We start from the raw sequence: 18,735 nt of genomic DNA, 5'->3' as shown, positions 1-18,735 counted from the left end.
GAAGGAGCACGAAGCATGGCTTTCGACGAGCAGATCCAGGCCAACATCGAGGCGTCGCTCGCGGAGATCCCGCACCCGTCGCTGCCCAAGGGCACGAACCTGTACGGCTCCACCAAGATCTTCCCCGACTACAAGGCGGAGAACGGGGAGTCGTACTTCACGCTCATCCACGGCATCCCGCACGAGTCGTCGGTGAGCTTCGTGGCGATCCTGCAGGCCACGCGCGCGCTGCGGAAGGGCTTCGAGTCGGCCATCTACTTCTACGGCCCGGGCGCGCTGGCCTGCGCGGCCAACCGCGGCTTCCCCACCACGGGCGACTCCGGCTTCCCGGGCGAGCTGAACATGAACGGCTCGCTGGAGACGTTCATCGCCGAGGGCGGCACCGTCTTCTGCTGCCGGTTCGGCATGGCGCTGCACGGCATGCGCGAGGAGGACCTCATCGCCGGGGTGATCCCCGCCCACCCGCTGGACGTCCAGGACGCCCTGATCCACTACGCCCGCAAGGGCGCCATCATCAACTCCACCTACAACCTGTAGGAGCGCCGTCGTGAGCATCACCGTCGCCGCCGTCTCGGCGAACTTCACACGCGACCTGGAGCAGAACTACGCGCTGATCGAGCAGCTGCTCGAGGACGCGCGGGCCCAGGGAGCCCAGCTGGTCGCCTTCCCCGAGGCGTCGATCGGCGGGTACCTCTCGTCGCTCGGCAACCACGGGGACACCGTGCGCACCACCACCCGCTCCCTGCCGCCGGCGATCCGCCTCGACGGCCCCGAGCTCCGCCACGTCCAGGAGCTGGCCGGCGAGACCGTCGTCGTCATCGGGTTCTGCGAGCTCGACGACGACGGCGAAACCCGCTACAACGCCGCCGTCTGCCTCGACGGGCAGCGGATCTACGGCTCCTACCGCAAGGTGCACCAGCCGCTGGGCGAGGCCATGTCCTACGCGGCCGGACCGGGCTACCACGCGTTCGACACCCCGCTGGGCCGGATCGGCCTGCAGATCTGCTACGACAAGGCGTTCCCGGAGGCCGCTCGGGTGCTAGCGCTCGACGGGGCGGAGATCGTGGTGTCGCTGTCGGCATGGCCGGCCGCGCGCACCGCGACCGCTGAGAACCTCCAGGACGACCGGTGGACCTACCGGTTCAACCTGTTCGACACCGCCCGGGCGCTCGACAACCAGGTCTTCTGGATCGCCTCGAACCAGTCGGGCACCTTCGGGTCGCTGCGGTACGTCGGCAACGCCAAGGTCGTGGACCCGGGCGGCAACGTGCTGGCCACCACGCTCCTGGGCGCCGGGCTGGCCGTGGCCGAGATCGACGTCGAGGGCACCTTCCGCACCATGCGGGGCGGCATGTTCCACCTGCGCGACCGCCGGCCGGACGCCTACGGCCCGGTGACCGCGTCGGACTCCCCGCAGGCCCAAGGGTGGCGGGAGCTGGCCCATGCCTGAGATGACGTTCGAGGTGCGCTGGCCCGACGGCACCGACACCGTCTGCTACTCGCCCAGCCTGGTCATGTGGGACCACCTCGAGGTCGGCGCCCGCTACCCCGTGAGCGAGTTCGTCGAGCGGTCCGCCCGCGCGCTGGGCCAGGCGAGCGAGCGAGTGCGTGCCCGGTACGGCGTAGCCTGCACCTCCGCCATGGCGCAGGAGGCCGAGATCCGCGACGTCGCCGCCCGGTACGCGGGCGACGGCGAGGTGCAGGTGCTGCGGATGGCCCCGCCGCTGCCCGCCGCGTCCCCGGCGCCGGGCACGGCCGGCGCGACCCCGGGAGGTGCCGCATGATCCGCGCCGGTGTCGTGGACGGGGCCCACCACGAGGTCGTCGTCGTCGGTGGCGGACAGGCCGGCCTGTCGCTGTCCCACCACCTGGTAGCGGCGGGCGTGGACCATCTCGTGCTGGAGCGGGACACCGTCGCGCACGAGTGGCGCGACGGGCGCTGGGACGCGTTCACCCTCGTCACCCCGAACTGGCACTGCCGTCTGCCGGGCTACCCGTACGACGGACCCGACCCCGACGGCTTCATGAAACGCGACGAGGTCTACGCGTGGGTACGCCGCTACGCGGACTCGTTCGACGCCCCGGTCGCCGAGGGCGTGGCGGTCACCCACCTCGCCCCGAGGGAGAGCGCCGGGTTCGTCGTGACGACCACGGCCGGGACGATCACCGCGGACGCGGTGGTCGCCGCGGTCGGCGGGTACCACCGACCGGTGGTGCCGGCGTGGGCGTCCGGCCTGCCCGACCGCATCGCGCAGATCCACTCCCACACCTACCGCAACGCCGACCAGCTGCCGGACGGGCCGGTCCTCGTGGTCGGCACCGGGCAGTCCGGCACGCAGATCGCCGAGGACCTGTTCCTCGCCGGCCGCGAGGTCCACCTCGCCGCCGGCCGCGCGCCGCGCGTGGCACGCCGCTACCGCGGCAAGGACTGTATGACGTGGCTGGCCGAGATGGGCGTGTACGACATCCCGGTGGCGACTCGCGGGCTGGCCAAGCGGGAGTCGACCAACCACTACGTGACCGGGCGCGACGGCGGGCGGGACATCGACCTGCGCGACTTCGCCCGCCGAGGCATGCACCTGTACGGGCGCGCCACCGGCGTCGAGGTCGGCGGCGCGATCACGTTCGCGCCGACGCTCGAGGCGGACCTGGACCACGCCGACTCGGTGGCCGAGTCCATCAAGAACGACATCGACCGGTACATCGACGCGCACGGCATCGACGCGCCGCACGAGGAGCGGTACGCCCCGGTGTGGCGCCCGCCGACCCAGCCGGAACGACTGCCCTTGGACGAGATCGGCGCGGTCGTGTGGTCCGTGGGCTTCCGGGCCGACTGGTCGTGGCTCGGCCCGCACGCGCCGGACGTCCTGGACGAGGAGGGCCACCCGCGCCACGTGCGCGGGCTCAGCCCCGTCCCGGGGCTGGCGTTCCTGGGGCTGCCCTGGCTGCACACGTGGGGCTCGGGCCGCTTCCACGGGGTGGCGGACGACGCCGCGCACCTCGCCGGAGCCCTCGCCACCCACCGCCTGGCCGGCGCGTGGGAGGGTCCGACCGTCGCGCTCGCGACCGCCGCGGCGGGCGGCGCGTGAGAGCGCTGCGCATACCCTGGGCGCCATGTCCACGATGACGATGGGTGCGGTCGCTGCTCACTTCGGACGTGACATCGACCGCACCCTCGCCAAGCTGCCCGGCATCGTCGAGCAGGCCCGCGGACGCGGCGTCGACCTCTTGGTGCTACCCGACGCCACCATCGGCGGGTACCTGCACGACCTGTACCACCCGACCGACGGACCGGGCGCGGAGGCGCTGCCGCCGGTTGTCGACCTCGACGGGCCGGAGGTGGCCGCCATCGCCCGCATGGCCGGCGACATGGTGGTCTGCTTCGGCATCGCCGAGCGGGCCATCGAGGAGGGCCTCGAGGTCCGGTACAACACGGCGGTCGCCGTGCACGGTGACGGGGTGCTCGGGGTGCACCGCAAGGTGCACCTGCCGCTGGCGGAGAACGAGGCCTACCGCGCCGGAGGCTCGTTCGCCGCCTTCGACACCCCGCTCGGGCGGCTGGGCATGCTCATCGACTTCGACAAGACGTTCCCGGAGGCGGCGCGGACGCTCGCGCTCGACGGCGCCGTGGTGCTCGCCTGCCTGAGCGCCTGGCCGGCCAGCGTGACCGACCGCTCCGACCGCATCCGCAACGACCGGCAGGCCCACCTGTTCGACCTGTACGACTGCGCGCGGGCCGCGGAGAACCAGCTGTACCTGGTCTCGTCCAACCAGACCGGTGTGCTGGGGGACCTGCGGTTCCTCGGGCAGGCGAAGGTCGTCGACCCCGCCGGCGAGATCCTCGCCAAGACCTGGGCCAAGGGTGGGCTCGCTGTCGCCACCGCCGACGTCGAGTCGGACGTCGCCCGTGCCCGTCGCACCATGAACCACCTACGAGACCGCGTCGTCGGCTCCTACGCCCTCGGCGCGCTCACCGACGCCTGACACACCGGAGGCCGCGCGTGCGCATCGCCCAGATCACCTACTCGACCAAGCCGCGCGGGGGAGTGGTGCACACCCTCGCCCTGGCGGAGGCCCTGGCGCGACGCGGTCACGAGGTGACCGTCTGGACGCTCGGGCGCGGCGGGGACCAGGCGTTCTTCCGCCCCGTCGATCCCGCCGTCCAGGTACGCGTGGTGCCGTTCGAGGCGCGCGAGGACGAGACGGTCGGCGAGCGGATCGAACGCTCCATCCAGACCATGAGCGCCGCCTTCCAGGAGGCCTTCCGCTCGGAGCGCGGACCCGCGTTCGACGTCGTCCACGCCCAGGACTGCATCTCCGCCAACGCCGTCGTGGCCGCCGGGGCCCGGTGCGTGCGCACGATCCACCACCTGGACGAGTTCACCACTCCAGGCCTGGTGGAGTGCCATCGCCTGGCGATCAGCGAGCCCGTCGCCCGGCTGTGCGTCTCCCAGGCGGTCGCCCATGAAGTCGGCGAGGCCTACCGGCTCGAGCCAACCGTCATCCCGAACGGGGTCGACGCGGCGCGGTTCGCGCGCGCCGCCTCGCCTGCCGGAACGCCGGCGCGCAACGCCTGGCGAGACCGGCTCGGCCCCTACGTCCTTGCTCTCGGCGGCATCGAACCGCGCAAGGGGTCCATCGACCTGCTCGAGGCCTTCGCGCGGCTGCGCCGCGGCCACCCGGACCTGTCGCTGGTGTTCGGCGGCGGCGAGACCCTCTTCGACTATCGCCCCTACCGCGCCCGGTTCGAGGAGCGCGCCGCCGAGCTCGGGATCGAGCCGGTCATCCTGGGCACCCTCGACGACGACGACGTCCCGCCTCTGGTCGCCGCGGCATCGGCGCTGGGCATGGTGTCCACGAAGGAAGGCTTCGGGCTGGCGGCGATGGAGGCCTTAGCTGCCGGGGTGCCCGTGGTGGCCCGGGACCTTCCCGTCACCCGGGAGGTCTTCGGCGACTGCGTGCGGTACGCGCACGACGTCCCCTCGATCGCGGCGGCCCTCGCCTCGGCGGTCGACGGCAGGTCGGGCGCCGACGCCGCCGCAGGACGGGCGCTGGCGGAGCGCCACTCCTGGGACGGCGCCGCCGCGGCGCACGAGCGGTTCTACGAGCACGTCCTGCGGGAGGGAGGCGACGGTGGCGCGGCAGTCGATCTCGCGGATCGTCACCCGGTTGGCGCACGCTGACCCGGACCGCGTCGTCGCGGTCATGGGGCCGCACATCCTGACGGCCGACGCACTCGAGCGCGCGAGCAACCGATACGCGCGCGAGCTGCTGGCCCGGGGTGTGCACAGGAACGACCTCGTGACGGTGTCGCTGCCCAACGGCTTCGAGATGTTGATCGTCTGCGTCGCCATCTGGAAGGCCGGCGCGACGCCGCAACCCGTGTCGCGGGGCCTGACGCCGGACGAGCAGCGAGCGGTCGTGGCAACCGCGCACCCCGCGCTCACCATCGGCCTGGCCGTCGACGGCGTGCCCGTGCTGACCCAAGGCCACGCACCCGGCGCGGATCTCGACGACAGCACTCTGCCCGATGCCTGGGCGCGCTCGTGGAAGGCGCCCACGTCCTCCGGCAGCACCGGTCGCCCGAAGGTCGTGGTCGCCACCGCGCCGGCACTGCTCGACCCGGACGCCCCCGTCGCCGCGTTCCTACCACTGCGCGGCACCCAGCTCGTCAGCGGGCCGCTGACCCACTCGGCCCCCTTCACCTACGCCTTCCGCGGACTGCTCACCGGGCACCGGCTCGTGCTCCTGCCGCGGTTCGACGAACACGCCTGGCTCGACGCGGTCGAGCGGCACCGGGTCACGTGGAGCCTGGTCGTGCCCACGATGATGCACCGGCTCCTGCGCCTCCCAGAGACCGAGCGCGGCGCCGACCGCCTCGAGTCGCTCGAGACGCTGCTGCACCTCGGTGCCCCGTGCCCGCCGGAGCTCAAGCGGCGCTTCCTCGCCTGGGTCGGCGCCGACCGCGTGGTCGAGGTGTACGCCGGGTCGGAGTCCAACGGGCTGACGATGATCCGCGGTGACGAGTGGCTGCGCAGGCCCGGCAGCGTCGGGCGGCCCATCGGCGGCACCCAGATCCGCGTGCAGCGTGCCGACGGCACCGAGGCCGAGCCGGGCGAGGCAGGGCTCGTCTGGATGCGACGCGGCGACTCCTCGACCTACCGGTACCTCGGGGCGCCGACCCGACGCACCCACGACGGGTGGGACACGCTCGGCGACGTCGGACACCTCGACGCCGACGGCTACCTCTGGATCACCGACCGCGACGACGACGTCATCATCCGAGGCGGGGAGAAGGTCTACCCGGTCGAGGTCGAGCGTGTGCTCGAGCAGCACCCGTCCGTGCGGTCGGCCGTGGCCTTCGGCGTCCCGGACGACGTGCACGGCCAACGCATCGAGGCCGTAGTCGACATCGGGGACGCCGACGTGGACGCAGAGACGCTGCGCGCCTTCGCCGCGACAGTGCTCGACCGCCCGCGACGCCCGGCTCGCGTCCGGATAGTCCGGGAGCCGGTACGCGACGACGCCGGAAAGGTGCGCCGCCGGTCCTTCGCCGGGCCGCGGTAACGCCGCGGCTGGGCGGCCGGGCACGCGGGGTCCCGACGGGTCAGGTCCCCAGCGATGCCGACGTGTCGGCGAGATCCTTGGCGAACGTCGCCGATCGTTCGTCGTCGAGCGCCGCGACGGTCACGCGGATCGCGGCCGCAGGAAGTCAGTGATCGCTCACGGCCGGCTCGTCGGTGCATCGAATGACCGGCGACCACTTGCTGATCGCGAGCCGGGCGTCTGACCGTGCGCTCGCGCGTCTCAGTGCGAGCTGGCCGGCTGTGCGCATCGCTTGCTGTCCTGTCGACGGCCCGGCGCGCAGGGACGCAGAGTTGTTGCCCGAGGCAGAAGATCCCACAAAAATCCCACACGAGAACGCGAAACGGCGACTGACGCTGCCAAACCCCGAAAGGTGTTTGTGCAGGTCAGCCGCCGTTTCGGCGGTGTCGTCAGGGTCGAAAAACCCTAGGGGTCAGATGTCGTAGTAGACCGCGATGCATCGCTCCTCCTCGCGCATCACCGCAGGTCAGGGCACCTCCTGGATGAGGTTGGGTAACCCCGATCTGCGTCTGATGTGCATGGCATTTGCGTCGGCAAGGTGCGTCGTGTGGCAGCCGTTGTGGCAATCGTCGGCCTGGTGAAGTCAGGAGACAAGAGGTCGTCCACTGCGACACCGGTCGCGCGACTCACCACCTAGGCACGATGCCAACCGTCGGCTATGCGGCGCGGTCGAACCAGTCGAGCGAGAGGTCGGCAATCTCGGCGGGGGTGTCGTCGGTGACGAAGTGCGCGGCGCCGTCCACGTAGGCGAACTCGACGCGGTCGGCGAACCGCTCGGGATCGCGGCAGATGCGTCCCATCAGCTCCTCCGTCGTGGGGTAGTCACGGCGGCCGAACACGACGAGCGTCGGTACCGTGAGCCGCCGGCGGCGGCGGTAGACGCCGCGCATGATGCGCGTGGCCTCGGGGAGGACCATGCCGCGGGTGAGGCGGCGCACCGCGGCGTCGATCTCAGGTCTGTGCATCGGGGTGAGGTGGGCGTCGACGGTTGCCTCCGAGATGGGGCGCGCAACGTACCGCTCGGAGAAGGTGCCGCGCAGCGAGGCGCCGGGGCGGTGCCAGATGTACGGGGGCAGGTTCTGGAAGGCCGGGAAGAGCTTCGGGCTGAACTTCACGAAGCCGGGCCACACCGCAAGCTGCACGGCCGTCCGCACTCGCTCGGGGTGGTCATAGGTCAGCTGCATCGCGGTGATGGCGCCCATGGCGTGGCTGACGAGATGGGTGCTCTCGATCCCTAGGACGTCAAACAGGGAGAGCAGGTCGCGCAACCGGGTCTCGCGCTCGATGCGGGGGTCGTCGGCCTCGGTCCAGCCTGCGCCGCGCAGGTCGGGGCACAGGACGCGGTAGCCGTGTGCGGCGATCGCCGGGGCGATGGCGTGCCATTGCCACCAGTGATGGGGAAAGCCGTGCAGCAGCACAGCTGGGTCGCCTTCGCCGATGGCTGCGACGTGTGTGCGCAGGCCGGGCGTCTCGACGACGAGGTGGTCAAAACCGGGGGCCTCGGGCAGCGGTGGTATCCACTGCACGGCTCGTCCGGAGTCGGTCGGGGAGGTTCTCGCGGCGTCCATGACGAACTCCTTCGTCGCGACGGGTGATGCGTGCCCGTGGATGTGTGCGGGGCAAGACGTCCATGTCTGGACGTCGACCAAGTAGTCCGATCTCGGGACTGTGCTGCGCTAGGCGGCGCGAGCGAACAGGCTGCGCGCCGCGTCGGCGACGCGCTCGGGGCGCTCCTCGGGCAAGAAGTGCCCGGCGTCCTCGAGAATCTCGATCGTGAGCTCGGCGGCGTGTCCCTCGTACCCGCCGAGCAGGCGAGCGTCGGAGAGGGAGTCGCCGGCCCCGAGCAGCGCGACGGTTGGCACCTCGAGCCGACGATCGGTGTAGGCACCGCGCAGGATGCTCCGCAGTTGCCGCATGACCAGGTCGCGGTGGACCGCCACCGAGGCTCGCGCCCGAGCAGGGTCCCGCAGCCGCTCGAGGTAGAGCTCCTCGTCGTGCGGGCCGATCGCATCGGGGACTTGCAGGTGGCTGGTCATCAGGTAGCGCGGCAGGCGCTGCCGTCCGCGCGAGAGCAGCAACGGCCCCAGCCCCGGTATCGCCAGCAGCGGGTCGAACCAGACCTTGCGCAGCGTCGCCAGCAGCCGGGGGCTCCACCGGATCCACAGATGTGGCACGGTCATGCTGACCACACTGGCGACGCGTTCCGGCTGGTCCAGCGCCAGACGTAGGGCGACGAGCGCGCCGCACTCGTGCCCCACCAAGTGCACCCGCTGCAGGTCGAACGCGTCGAGGAGCCCGACGACGTCGGCCACCTGCGTCGCGATGTCGTACCCGTCACGCGGCGCATCGGTCCAGCCGCAGCCCCGCAGGTCCGGACAGATCACGCGACGGTCGGTGGCCAGGAGCGGGATGACCGCCCGCCACTGCCACCAGTGCTCGGGGAACCCGTGCAGCAGCAGCACCGGCGTGGCGCCCGACGCCGCGGTCGGGTCCGTAGGTCCTGCGAGGGCGACGTGCATCCGCAGGTCGCCCACCTGGACGAACTCGTGCCGCACGCCGTCGAGCGTCGGCACGGCGAGGACTTCGGAGAGTGCCGCGGCCCCGCCCGCGCGGCTCGCGGAGTGGTCCATGTAGCGACGGTACTACGAACGTAGTGACAGGTCCACTGCGTTTGTAGTGGACCTGTGCGGCGGCGCTTGGGTACTGACATGCCAAGGCGAAGAAATTGGCTGGCTCATCGACACTCCCGTCGAGGCCTACCTCCGCCGGTAGCCGGAGCGTCGTTGCCGTTGGCGATCACTTCTAGCGACCGAACGTCCGCCGACGCTCGTACGATCGACAGGTACGGGCAGCCGCTCGGACACGAGATCACTACAGACCCGTCAGGGTCTCGCAACTCCCGCCATCGACATGGCCGAGCGCACCACGAACGCGCGGGCCTCGTAGGAGGCGGCCGCCACCACGTCGCGCGGACCGCTGCCACCCACCAGGACGGGCCCTTCAGCGAGGGCTTCTGGTGCTGCTCGACCGAGGCGAAGAACGCGTCCGTGTCCAGGTGGGCGATGCTCGGCGCCCCGCGCAGCACCGCCGGTCGCAGCTCCTGACTCACAGAGTCCACTGTGCCGGATGCGGCGCGTCGAGCAGCCACGACCTCGCCTCCAGCTCGATGCCGCCTTCGTCTGGGGCTGATGCCACAGGGGTCAGGTCTCCGACGGCCGTGACGGGCGTCACTGAAATCCGCCGGATCGTCGGCGTGCCTGCGCTCGGCAGCTCTGCTCGCCGGCTCAGCCCGGGGCGCGATCTCGCGCAAAGCCCGGCGGGGGGCCAGCCCTTGCCTCCTCGATAAACCTCTCTACGGCGTTGGTGATCGACTGCTCTTGCCGGCGACGGGAGGGAGTCCACCGGCCCGAGCTGATCTCGGAGAGGGGGCCATCTGGAGGAAGTCGGCGACCGACCGGCGTATTGCGTCGTCATGGTCGAGAAGCAGGTGCCCGCCGTCCGCGAAGGACACCAACCGGGCGCTCGAGATCCGGGGTACGGCACTCTCGGCGTTGTCGTAGGCCGACATCGCGTCGTCGTGGGCGCTCAGGACGAGCGTGGGGACGGTGATTTTCTCGAGCGGGTACGTCTGCACGTCAGGGTTCGAGACGTAGAGGTCGTGCAGCACCCCTCGTTTGCGCGGCGCCACGGGGAACAGGCTCGCCCACGTGTCCTCGATGACCTGGCGCTGGGATCCGACGGGTCGAAACTGCCTGTCCATGCCGAGGATCCGGGCCGTGACGGACGGCCCCATGCGCCCCAGGAGCCAGAACGTGACGTCTGACCCGAACAGCGCCCTGGCTACGAGCCGGGGAGGGTTTCCAGCCTTGCCGGGAAGCGCCGAGGCCACCAGCACCAAGGCCGAGACCCTTTCGGGGTGGCGCAGCGCGAGTTGGATGACCGACGGCCCGCCGGCGGAGTAGCCGAGGACGACGACGCGGTCCAGCTCAAGCTCGTCCAGCACGGCAGTGAACGCGTCGGCTTGGTCGGCGGGTGTGGCAGTGTGGGGCATGGTGGAGCCGAGGTAGCCGAAGCGCGACGGCGCGACGATGCGGTGGTCCGGACCGAGGAACTGGCGGCCTACGCCCAGGCCGGTGTCGAAACCGCCGAAGAGCGGGTGGCTCACCAGCGCCGGGGGGCCAGCCCCGTCGTCGACGAACTCTACGGTCCCGACGCCTGCGACCTGGCAGGTCTCGCGCGCGGCGGACGCTAGCCGGCCCCGCGCTGCGGTGATGAACTGCTGGTACGACATGACTGGCTCCCAGGGTTGAGGCCGACGTTTAGGCGGGGACCCGGTCCGGGAACGCGGCCTGGCACCAGCGTCAGGCGTCCCCCCGGCCAGCGTCAGGGGCGATCGGCCCTGAGCCGGGGGCCCTTTGTGCCCGCCCGTGGGCGAAGCGAGGACGAGCGAGTGACCGGCGAGTGGCCGGGAGCTGGCCCGACTCCGTAAGCCACCGGATTCGGGTGTGGGAGCCGAACTGCCAAGCTGCCCACCGGCTTGCGCCAGGGCAATCATCCGCACGGTCAGCACCGGTAGGCGTTTCAAACGATCTCGGCCGGCCGACCCTGAACCGGAGGTGCGGCTCCGCTGCGGCTGGTGCCGCCGGCGACGGGGACCCGATCGCCGCCGGCTCGGGCTTAGCATCGGGAGCAAGAGCGGTTCACGACGGTGAGGGCCGACTCCTCCATCGACGTCCGTCGGGCCGCCCGTGGCAAAGGGGCTGCGATGAAGGCTGTTGTGTACCACGGACCTGGGCAGAAGGCCTGGGAGGACGTCCCGGACCCGACGCTGCAGGACCCGACCGACGCGGTCGTCAAGATCGAGACGACCACGATCTGCGGCACCGACCTGCACATCCTCAAGGGCGACGTGCCCGCGGTGACCGACGGCCGGATCCTCGGCCACGAGGGCGTCGGGGTCGTGACTGAGGTGGGCGAGGCCTGTACCAAGGTCAAGGTCGGCGACCGCGTGATCGTCTCCTGCATCAGCAAGTGCATGGAGTGCGACTACTGCCGGCGAGGCCTGACCTCGCACTGCGAGACGCTGGGCGGCATCGGCTGGATCTTCGGGCACCTCATCGACGGCACCCAGGCCGAGTACGTCCGCGTGCCGTTCGCCGACAACGGGCTCATCCCGTTGCCCGACGGCGTCACCGCCGAGCAGGGCGCGATGCTCTCGGACATCCTGCCGACCGGGTTTGAGATCGGCGTGCAGTACGGCGAGGTCAAGGACGGTGACGTCGTCGCCGTCGTCGGGGTCGGGCCCGTGGGGCTCGCGGCCGTCATGACGGCCAGGTCGGCCGGCGCCGCGAAGGTCGTCGCCGTCGACGGCAACCCGTTCCGCCTCAAGGCCGCCCGCGACTTCGGCGCGACCGACACGGTCGAGGCCGCCCCCGACGCGCTCGAGCAGCTCAAGGCCCTCGGCACGGGCGGCAAGGGCGTCGACGTGGCGATCGAGGCCGTCGGCATCCCCGCGACCTTCGGCCTGTGCCTGGACGCGATCCGGCCCGGCGGCCGGGTGGCCAACGTCGGCGTCCACGGCAAGCCGGTGACCTTCCCCATCGACCGGGACTGGATCAACAACATCACCATCACGACCGGGCTCGTGAACGCCACGACCGCGCCGCAGCTGCTCGAGGACATCCAGGCCGGACGGATCGCGCCGGAGAAGTTCGTCACCCACCGGTTCACGTTCGACCAGTGGGACGAGGCCTACGACACGTTCTCCCGCGCCGCGGACGAGCAGGCGCTGAAGGTGGTCGTCACGAGCGAGGGCTGAGCGCGGTCGCCCGGCTGCGGGCCGGCCTGCGCGAGCCGCCGGCCTGCAGCGCGCGCAGGGCGTTGAGGATGGCCAGGAGGTCTACGACCTCCTGGCTCAGTGCGCCGAGGATCGCGGGGACGGTCCCGGTGGCGGCGACGAGCATGAGCCCGACGGACAGGGCGATGCCCAGCCAGATGCTCTGCAGGGCCACGGTCATCGTGCGCCGGCCGTTGCGGACGGCGGTGGCGGTCTTGGCGAGGTCCTCGGTGAGGACGACGACGTCGGCCGACTCGCTGGCGGCGGTGGAGCCGCGTGCCCCCATGGCGACCCCGACGTCGGCGGCGGCCAGGACGGGCGCGTCGTTGACGCCGTCGCCGACCATGAGCACGGGCCGGGCGGGCAGCTCGCGCACGAGGCGCACCTTGTCCTCGGGCAGGCACTCGGCGTGCACCTGGGTCACTCCCACGGCGGCGGCGACGTGGGCGACGGTGGAGCGGGCGTCGCCGCTGAGGATCAGCCGGTGGCTGATGCCGAGCGCCGCCAGCTGGTCCATGGTGTCGCGGGCGTCGTCGCGCGGGTGGTCGCTCAGCACGAGCGTGCCGGCGAAGCGGCCGTCGACGCCGACGTAGACGGCCAGCTCCCCGGGCGCGAGGGGCTGCTCCTCGACGCCGGTCGCGCCCGCCGCGACGTGGGCGCGCTTGCCGACGACGACCTCGTGGCCGTCGACCAGGGCGGTGACGCCGTGCGTGGCCTCCTCGTGCGCGGTGGTGGCGGGGGACAGGGCCAGGCCGCGGGCGGCGACCGCGTCGCGGATCGAGGTGGCCAGCACGTGGGAGGAGTACTGCTCGGCCGACGCCGCGAGACCAAGCAGCCGGTTGGTGGTCCACGGCGGTCGGGGGTGCACGGCGAGCAGCTCGGGGCGGCCGTACGTGATCGTGCCGGTCTTGTCGAAGGCGACGGTGCGCACGGCGGCCAGCCGCTCGAGGGTCCCGGCGTTCTTGACGATGATGCCGGCTCTGGCTGCGCGGCTCATCCCACCGAGGAAGGCCACGGGGGCGGCGATCAGCAGCGGACACGGGGTGGCGACCACCAGCACCTCCGCGACGACCGTCGGGTCGCCGTGGTACCACCACGCCGCCTCCGCCACCGCGAAGGCGAAGGCGGTGAACGGCACGGCGTAGCGGTCGGCCAGCCGCACCACCGGCGCCCGGGACTCGGCGGCCTCGCGCACCATGGCCACGATGCGGGCGTACTGGCTGTCCGCGGCGGCGGTGGTGGCCCGGACGGTGACGGCCTGCTGGGTGTTGAGCACGCCGGACAGCACCGGGTCTCCGGCGTGGTGGGTGACCGGCAGGCTCTCGCCGGTCAGGGAGGACTCGTCGAAGTCCGCCTCGGCGCTGACCAGGACGCCGTCGACCGGTACGACCTCGGCCGGGCGGACGAGCACCTGGTCGCCGGGCAGGACCTCCTCGACCGGCACGTCGGCGACGGTGTCGGCCGGACCCAGCCGGTGCGCGAGCGTCGGGGCGCGCTCCAGCAGCGCGCGCAGCTCCTTGCGGGCACGGTGGGAGGCGTAGTCCTCCAGGGCCTGCCCGCCGGTGAGCATCAGCACGACGACGAGAGCGGCCAGATACTCGCCGACCAGGACGGTCGAGACGATCGCCGTGACGGCCAGCACGTCCACGCCCCAGTGCCCGGCGAGCACGTCGCGGGCCATGCGCCCGGCCACGCGGGCGCCCACGAGCAGGGCCCATCCGAAGCCCAGCCACTGTGCCCACCGCGGCTGGCCACCGATCACCAGCCCGACCACCACCGCACCGACAGCCAGAGTGCCCACGAGCAGCGGGTACTGCCGAGGCATCCGGCGCACCCAGCCCGTGCGCGCCGGGATCGTCCCCGTCTCCGGAGGTGCCCGCAGGGTCGACGTCACGAGACCAGCGTGGTCGCGAGCCGGGGGTCCGCACAGGGCCGGTCGGGCAGGCCATGTGGCCCTGCCGCGGTGTCCGTAGGACGCCTAGCGTGAGGCCGCACGTCCAGCACCCCCACGGCGCGACCGCCCGGAGGAGGCGACCAGGCATGGCCAGGGTCAGCAGCGAGCGCGGGGCGGCGGGCGGGCGGCCCGTGCGGTCGGTCCGCCTGTTCGGGAACTTCGCGACGATGAGCATCCCGCCCGCGGTGTTCTTCGTCGCCTACGTGGTCCCGCGGCTGCGGTCCTGGGGCACGACGCCGTCCGAGCGGTCCCGGCGGTGGCCGGGGGACGACCTCGTCCCGCGGCCGGGCTTCGTGTGGACCAACGCGATCACGGTGCATCGCCCCGCGGACCAGGTGTGGCCGTGGGTCACCCAGCTCGGGCAGGGCAGGGCGGGGCTGTACAGCTACGACTGGCTGGAGAACATGGTCGGGGCCGACGTCCATTCGAGCGCCGAGGTGCGCGCCGACCTGCAGGAGCCGCTCGGCGTCGGCCGACGGGTGGTCCGGATGGCCCGCTACGCGCCGGCCAACCCCGTGGCGGGGTACGACCCCGGCCGTGCGCTCGTGCTCGGGGGAGTCGGGGACTCGGACGAGCAGCTGCACGACGGTAGGCCGAGCAGCACCTGGGCCTTCGTCGTCGAGCCCGCCGGGCCCATGAGGAGCCGACTGGTGGTGCGGTGCCGCGGAGGCGGGGTGGTGCCGCGGCTGCAGGGACCGGTTCAGATCGTCATGCAGCGCAGGACGATGGAGGGCATCAGGCAGCGCGCGGAAGGCACGTGGGCGCCCTCGGTCGGTGACGTGCTGGTGCCGGCGTCCTGGTTCCTCGGCGCCGCAGCGGCGGCGGCGCTCGCGGCCCGGGCGCTCACGGACCGGCGCCGCGCCGTCTCACCGTTCGCCCCGCTCGCGGCGCTCGCCGCGGACGCCGTCCAGGTGCTCGTGTTCGGAGACCTCTCGGCCCGGGGCAGGACGGCGCTGGTGCTGGCTCTCGGGTGTGCGGCGGCGCCGCGGAGGACGGTCCGGTGAGCATGGTGCTCCCGGCGCGGAAACACCGGGTCACCCATGCTGGTGGCGCCCGTGCCCGTGGGCCGGTCCGTGCAGGGCCTGCAGCAGGTGGTGGCTGTAGACCTGGAAGCCGAGCATCGCCTCGACGTGGGCCCGCGCGTCGGCGGTCGACCGGTCCTTCACGGCGGCCAGGGCGTTCACCCGCTCCATCCGCTGGTCGAGCTCGTCGTCGAGCACGCGGGTGAGGTACTGCGCGACCGCGCGGGACGACCCTGACGCGACGGCCTGCTCCGCGAGCGGGATCACCGGGCCGAACCCCAGGCCGGCCGGCCTCAGGCCGGTGTACGGCGCGCCTTCCCCGGCGCGGTGGAGGCGGACGACGTTCTCGAAGAACAACCGATCGGCGACCTCGCGTGCGGCCTCGCTCAGGTGCCGGACCGGCCGCACGGCGGTGAACACTGCCCGAACCTCGGCCTCGGCGTCCTCAGGGACGAACGGCAGCACCAGGTCGACGTCGTCGGCGTCCAAGGCCGTGCGCGCGGCGGTGACCACGGGGCCGTCGAGCGAGTCGCAGTGCGGGGGCATCTCGTCCCTCCTCGCGCGTGAGGTCACGGCCCTGGACGCGGAGCCGACGCCTCCAGGCTAGGCATGTCGCGGTGGGCCCGGTGAGGGCCGAAGGTCCTCCTTCTCCGTGCGCCGTGCTACTCCCACCGCAAGGACCGGAGCGCGAGGAACCCGAGCATCACCGCCCAGTCGGCGAGGACTCCGAGCAGCTGGGCGGAGGGCAGAATCAAGTCCCCTCGGCGTCGGCGGCGAAGATCGCCAGGAGCTCGCCGATCTCGTGGTCGGCGTCGGCGGGATGGCGGAAGTGCCGGTGCGGGTCGACGGTGTAGTGGCTGCGCCGCCCGACGCGCCGGCGGCGGACGTAGCCCGCCGTCTCCAGGTCCTTGAGGATCGTCAGGGTGGCGCGCGGCGAGATGCCCACCCGCGCGGCGACGTCGGCGACGCGGGCGTCGGGCGAGCGGGCGACCGCCAGCAGGACGTGTCCGTGGTGGGTGAGGAACGTCCATGACGTGCCGGCCCGGCTCGGTGGCCGGGCCTCGGCGGCTGCGGGGTGCGACATGGCGCAGGGGTCTCCGTTCATGAGGGGGTGTCGGGCCCGCGGTCGCCGGGGCGCACGGCGTCGCGGGCCTCGCGGCGGCGGCGCCAGAGCGGCTCGAGGGCGGTGATCTCCGCGTCGGTGGCCACGCGGAAGGGGGGCTCGGAAGGAACGGCGAGGGCCTGCCGGCCCTGGCCTCGGGTCGCCCGCAGGCTCAGGCCGACCGAGACGGCGAGGATGGTGGCGATCACGGCCAGGGAGACACCGGTCGGGACGTAGTACACGTCGATCTTGAGCAGCATCTTGATCCCGACCCAGACCAGCACCAGCGCCAGGCCGACCTTGAGGTACACGAAGCGGTGCACGAGGTCGGCCAGCAGGAAGTACATGGCCCGCAGGCCCAGGACGGCGAACGCGTTGGCGGTGAAGACGAGGAACACCTCGTCGGTCACGGCGAAGATCGCCGGGATCGAGTCCACGGCGAAGACGACGTCGGTGACCTCGATCAGCACCAGGACGGCCAGCAGCGGGGTGGCCAGGAGCGCTCCGCCGCGCCGGACCAGCAGCCGGGGGCCGTGGTAGGCGTCCGTCATGGGGACCACCCTGCGGAAGCTGCGCAGCACGGCCGACCTGCCGGGGTCCACGTGCTCGTCGCGCTGACGGATCATCCGGTAGCCGGTCCACAGCAGGAAGGCGGCGAAGAGGTAGAGGATCCAGGAGAAGTTCTCGATCAGCACCGCGCCGGCCGCGATGAACGCGCCGCGCAGGACGAGGGCACCCAGCACGCCGAGGAACAGCACCCGGTGCTGTAGCTCTCGCGGCACGGCGAACCAGCTGAAGACGATGGCCCAGACGAAGACGTTGTCCACGGCCAGCGACTTCTCGATGAGGTACCCGGCGAAGTACTGCTGGCCCCACTCGGGGCCCCACACGACCCACACCAGCACGCCGAACCCGACGCCGAGGGCCACCCACACCACCGACCACGCCGCGGCCTCGCGCACCGCGATCACGTGCGCGCGGCGGTGCGCGACCAGGTCGACCGCGAGCATCAGCACGATCGTGGCCAGCACCGCGACCCAGACCCAGAACGGGACGTTCATGACGCATCCTCCGATCACTGCGATCGGAGGTCTCTCCCGGCCCGCCCGGGCCCGCCCCGCCGGGCCCCGGGCGGGGCCGTCATGACGACGAGGCGTCGGGGGATACTCCCCTCCACGTGGCAACAAGCGAAGCAAACTTCACCTGTCGTGCCAAGGGCTCGGGAGGCTCCTAGCGTGGGCCCATGCAGGGCGACAGTGGGCGCACGGCCGAAGCCCTCTTCGAAGGGTGCCCGGCTGGGCTTGCGGCGTGCCGCGAGGTGGCCGCGGCCGTCGCCGCGCTCGGTGACCACGCGGTGCGGGTGAGCAAGACGCAGGTCGCCTTCCACGCGGCGCGGCGCGGCTTCGCGTACGTCTGGCGGCCTGACCGCGTCGGCCACCCGGTGGCGCCGGCCGTCCTGTCGGTCGCGCTGCCTCGCCAGGTGCCCTCGGCGCGATTCCGGGAGGTCGTCCAGCTGCGGGCGGGCCTGTGGATGCACCACTTGCTGCTCACCGGCGCCGCGGACGTGGACGCCGAGGTGCGCGGCTGGCTCGCCGAGGCCTACGACGCCGCGGGCTGAGCCGGACGGAGCGCCACGAACGGGTGCGTGTGGACGAAGTCGTGCCGCGCCGCCTCGTCCCGCAGGTCGGGCCAGCCGAGGATCCGGCAGGCCAGCCGCGCGCGTTGCGGGTGCCGCTGCAGGAAGTCGATCACCACCGCGTCGCTCTCGTCGTCCGCGAGGAACCGGTGCTGTGGCCTGTAGGCATCGCGGCCGACCTCCACGCGCAGCGCCGGGCGGGCTCTGAGGTTGCGCACCCAGTCGGAGCGCGGGCCCCAGCCGGAGAAGATGACGACCTCGCGGCTGGTGGGGTCGTAGCGCATCACCATCGCCGTCATCGGGTGGGGTCGCCCTGTCGTGCGCCCGGCGTGGACGAGCAGCATGAACGTGCGACCGAGCATCCAGCCCCACCCGCGGCGGTACAGCACCAGGGGGAGGCGGAAGACGGCCAGGGCCAGGCGGCCCGGGCGCCGCCGCAGCCCGAAGAGCGGACGGGCACGCCGGCTCGGTGTCGCGTCGCTGGTCTGCATGGGGAATGTCCTCCGTCCGAGTCCGTTACGTCTCGGGGATCGATCGGTGCACCGTCCCGGCGAAGGCGGTTCCTGCCCACGCCGCCCTC

At 72.3% G+C, this 18,735-nt stretch carries 19 protein-coding genes; 10 read left to right on the top strand and 9 right to left on the bottom strand.

Annotation, left to right across the window (positions count from 1 at the left end; genetic code table 11):
• Positions 1-15 precede the first annotated feature (15 nt).
• From U5M74_RS02985 to U5M74_RS02955, 7 genes are read left to right on the top strand one after another with little or no spacing between them, the layout of a single operon-like run.
• Positions 16-537 (top strand): MSMEG_0572/Sll0783 family nitrogen starvation response protein, encoded by a 522-nt coding sequence (locus U5M74_RS02985; RefSeq protein WP_410906030.1) that lies wholly within the window; start codon positions 16-18, stop codon positions 535-537.
• Between the two features lie 10 nt (positions 538-547).
• A complete protein-coding gene (locus tag U5M74_RS02980; protein WP_410906028.1) occupies positions 548-1,450 on the top strand; it encodes a carbon-nitrogen hydrolase family protein in 903 nt (300 codons plus the stop codon).
• On the top strand, positions 1,443-1,784 hold the full coding sequence (locus U5M74_RS02975; RefSeq protein WP_410906026.1) for an MSMEG_0570 family nitrogen starvation response protein: 342 nt from the start codon (positions 1,443-1,445) through the stop codon (positions 1,782-1,784). Before U5M74_RS02980 ends, U5M74_RS02975 begins: the two co-directional genes overlap by 8 nt.
• On the top strand, positions 1,781-3,088 hold the full coding sequence (locus U5M74_RS02970; RefSeq protein ID WP_410906024.1) for an MSMEG_0569 family flavin-dependent oxidoreductase: 1,308 nt from the start codon (positions 1,781-1,783) through the stop codon (positions 3,086-3,088). The genes U5M74_RS02975 and U5M74_RS02970 overlap by 4 nt, the downstream gene beginning before the upstream one ends.
• Positions 3,089-3,113: 25 nt before the next feature.
• A complete protein-coding gene (locus U5M74_RS02965; RefSeq protein WP_410906022.1) occupies positions 3,114-3,983 on the top strand; it encodes a carbon-nitrogen hydrolase family protein in 870 nt (289 codons plus the stop codon).
• A 17-nt stretch (positions 3,984-4,000) separates the two neighbouring features.
• The gene (locus U5M74_RS02960; RefSeq protein ID WP_410906020.1) at positions 4,001-5,182 is read left to right on the top strand and encodes an MSMEG_0565 family glycosyltransferase; all 1,182 of its coding nucleotides are present in this window, start codon (positions 4,001-4,003) and stop codon (positions 5,180-5,182) included.
• Positions 5,169-6,566 carry an AMP-binding protein gene (locus U5M74_RS02955; protein ID WP_410906018.1) on the top strand — a complete coding sequence of 466 codons (1,398 nt, stop codon included), beginning with the start codon at positions 5,169-5,171 and terminating at the stop codon, positions 6,564-6,566. Before U5M74_RS02960 ends, U5M74_RS02955 begins: the two co-directional genes overlap by 14 nt.
• A 695-nt stretch (positions 6,567-7,261) precedes the next feature.
• Here the strand turns inward: U5M74_RS02955 and U5M74_RS02950 are convergent.
• From U5M74_RS02950 to U5M74_RS02935, 4 genes are all read right to left on the bottom strand, one after another.
• Positions 7,262-8,173: an alpha/beta fold hydrolase gene (locus U5M74_RS02950; RefSeq protein WP_410906016.1), complete on the bottom strand. Its 912-nt coding sequence runs from the start codon at positions 8,171-8,173 to the stop codon at positions 7,262-7,264.
• Positions 8,174-8,281: 108 nt separating this feature from the next.
• Positions 8,282-9,235 carry an alpha/beta fold hydrolase gene (locus U5M74_RS02945; RefSeq protein WP_410906014.1) on the bottom strand — a complete coding sequence of 318 codons (954 nt, stop codon included), beginning with the start codon at positions 9,233-9,235 and terminating at the stop codon, positions 8,282-8,284.
• A gap of 252 nt (positions 9,236-9,487) precedes the next feature.
• Complete coding sequence (locus U5M74_RS02940) at positions 9,488-9,565, bottom strand: hypothetical protein (protein WP_410906377.1); 78 nt, start codon at positions 9,563-9,565, stop codon at positions 9,488-9,490.
• 392 nt (positions 9,566-9,957) lie between these two features.
• Positions 9,958-10,896 (bottom strand): alpha/beta fold hydrolase, encoded by a 939-nt coding sequence (locus U5M74_RS02935; protein WP_410906012.1) that lies wholly within the window; start codon positions 10,894-10,896, stop codon positions 9,958-9,960.
• 474 nt (positions 10,897-11,370) lie between these two features.
• Between U5M74_RS02935 and U5M74_RS02930 the strand changes: the two genes are divergently transcribed.
• On the top strand, positions 11,371-12,423 hold the full coding sequence (locus U5M74_RS02930) for a zinc-binding dehydrogenase (protein WP_410906010.1): 1,053 nt from the start codon (positions 11,371-11,373) through the stop codon (positions 12,421-12,423).
• Here U5M74_RS02930 and U5M74_RS02925 read toward each other — a convergent pair.
• Entirely contained in the window at positions 12,407-14,266 is a 1,860-nt protein-coding gene (locus U5M74_RS02925; protein ID WP_410906375.1) for a heavy metal translocating P-type ATPase, read from the bottom strand. The two genes, U5M74_RS02930 and U5M74_RS02925, sit on opposite strands and share 17 nt — an antisense overlap.
• 215 nt (positions 14,267-14,481) lie before the next feature.
• Between U5M74_RS02925 and U5M74_RS02920 the strand changes: the two genes are divergently transcribed.
• Entirely contained in the window at positions 14,482-15,399 is a 918-nt protein-coding gene (locus tag U5M74_RS02920; RefSeq protein ID WP_410906008.1) for a hypothetical protein, read from the top strand.
• A gap of 30 nt (positions 15,400-15,429) precedes the next feature.
• Here U5M74_RS02920 and U5M74_RS02915 read toward each other — a convergent pair whose 3' ends face one another.
• From U5M74_RS02915 to U5M74_RS02905, 3 genes are all read right to left on the bottom strand, one after another.
• A complete protein-coding gene (locus U5M74_RS02915) occupies positions 15,430-15,963 on the bottom strand; it encodes a DUF6448 family protein (protein WP_410906006.1) in 534 nt (177 codons plus the stop codon).
• 205 nt (positions 15,964-16,168) lie between these two features.
• Positions 16,169-16,501 (bottom strand): winged helix-turn-helix domain-containing protein, encoded by a 333-nt coding sequence (locus U5M74_RS02910; RefSeq protein WP_410906004.1) that lies wholly within the window; start codon positions 16,499-16,501, stop codon positions 16,169-16,171.
• A gap of 17 nt (positions 16,502-16,518) precedes the next feature.
• Complete coding sequence (locus U5M74_RS02905) at positions 16,519-17,580, bottom strand: TerC family protein (protein WP_410906002.1); 1,062 nt, start codon at positions 17,578-17,580, stop codon at positions 16,519-16,521.
• A 182-nt stretch (positions 17,581-17,762) separates the two neighbouring features.
• On the opposite strand from U5M74_RS02905, the gene U5M74_RS02900 reads away from it, so the two are divergent.
• Positions 17,763-18,137, top strand: coding sequence for a DUF5655 domain-containing protein (locus U5M74_RS02900; RefSeq protein WP_410906001.1), 375 nt, complete (start codon positions 17,763-17,765; stop codon positions 18,135-18,137).
• Here the strand turns inward: U5M74_RS02900 and U5M74_RS02895 are convergent.
• Complete coding sequence (locus U5M74_RS02895) at positions 18,119-18,646, bottom strand: nitroreductase/quinone reductase family protein (protein WP_410905999.1); 528 nt, start codon at positions 18,644-18,646, stop codon at positions 18,119-18,121. The genes U5M74_RS02900 and U5M74_RS02895 overlap by 19 nt on opposite strands.
• Between the last annotated feature and the right edge of the window lie 89 nt (positions 18,647-18,735).

This window comes from Puerhibacterium sp. TATVAM-FAB25 (genome assembly GCF_046535855.1).
GTDB classification, from domain to species: Bacteria; Actinomycetota; Actinomycetes; order Actinomycetales; family Cellulomonadaceae; genus Puerhibacterium; species Puerhibacterium variabilis_A.
Note: the sequence above shows the minus strand (reverse complement) of the source record. Positions and strands in the feature narration are given on the sequence as shown.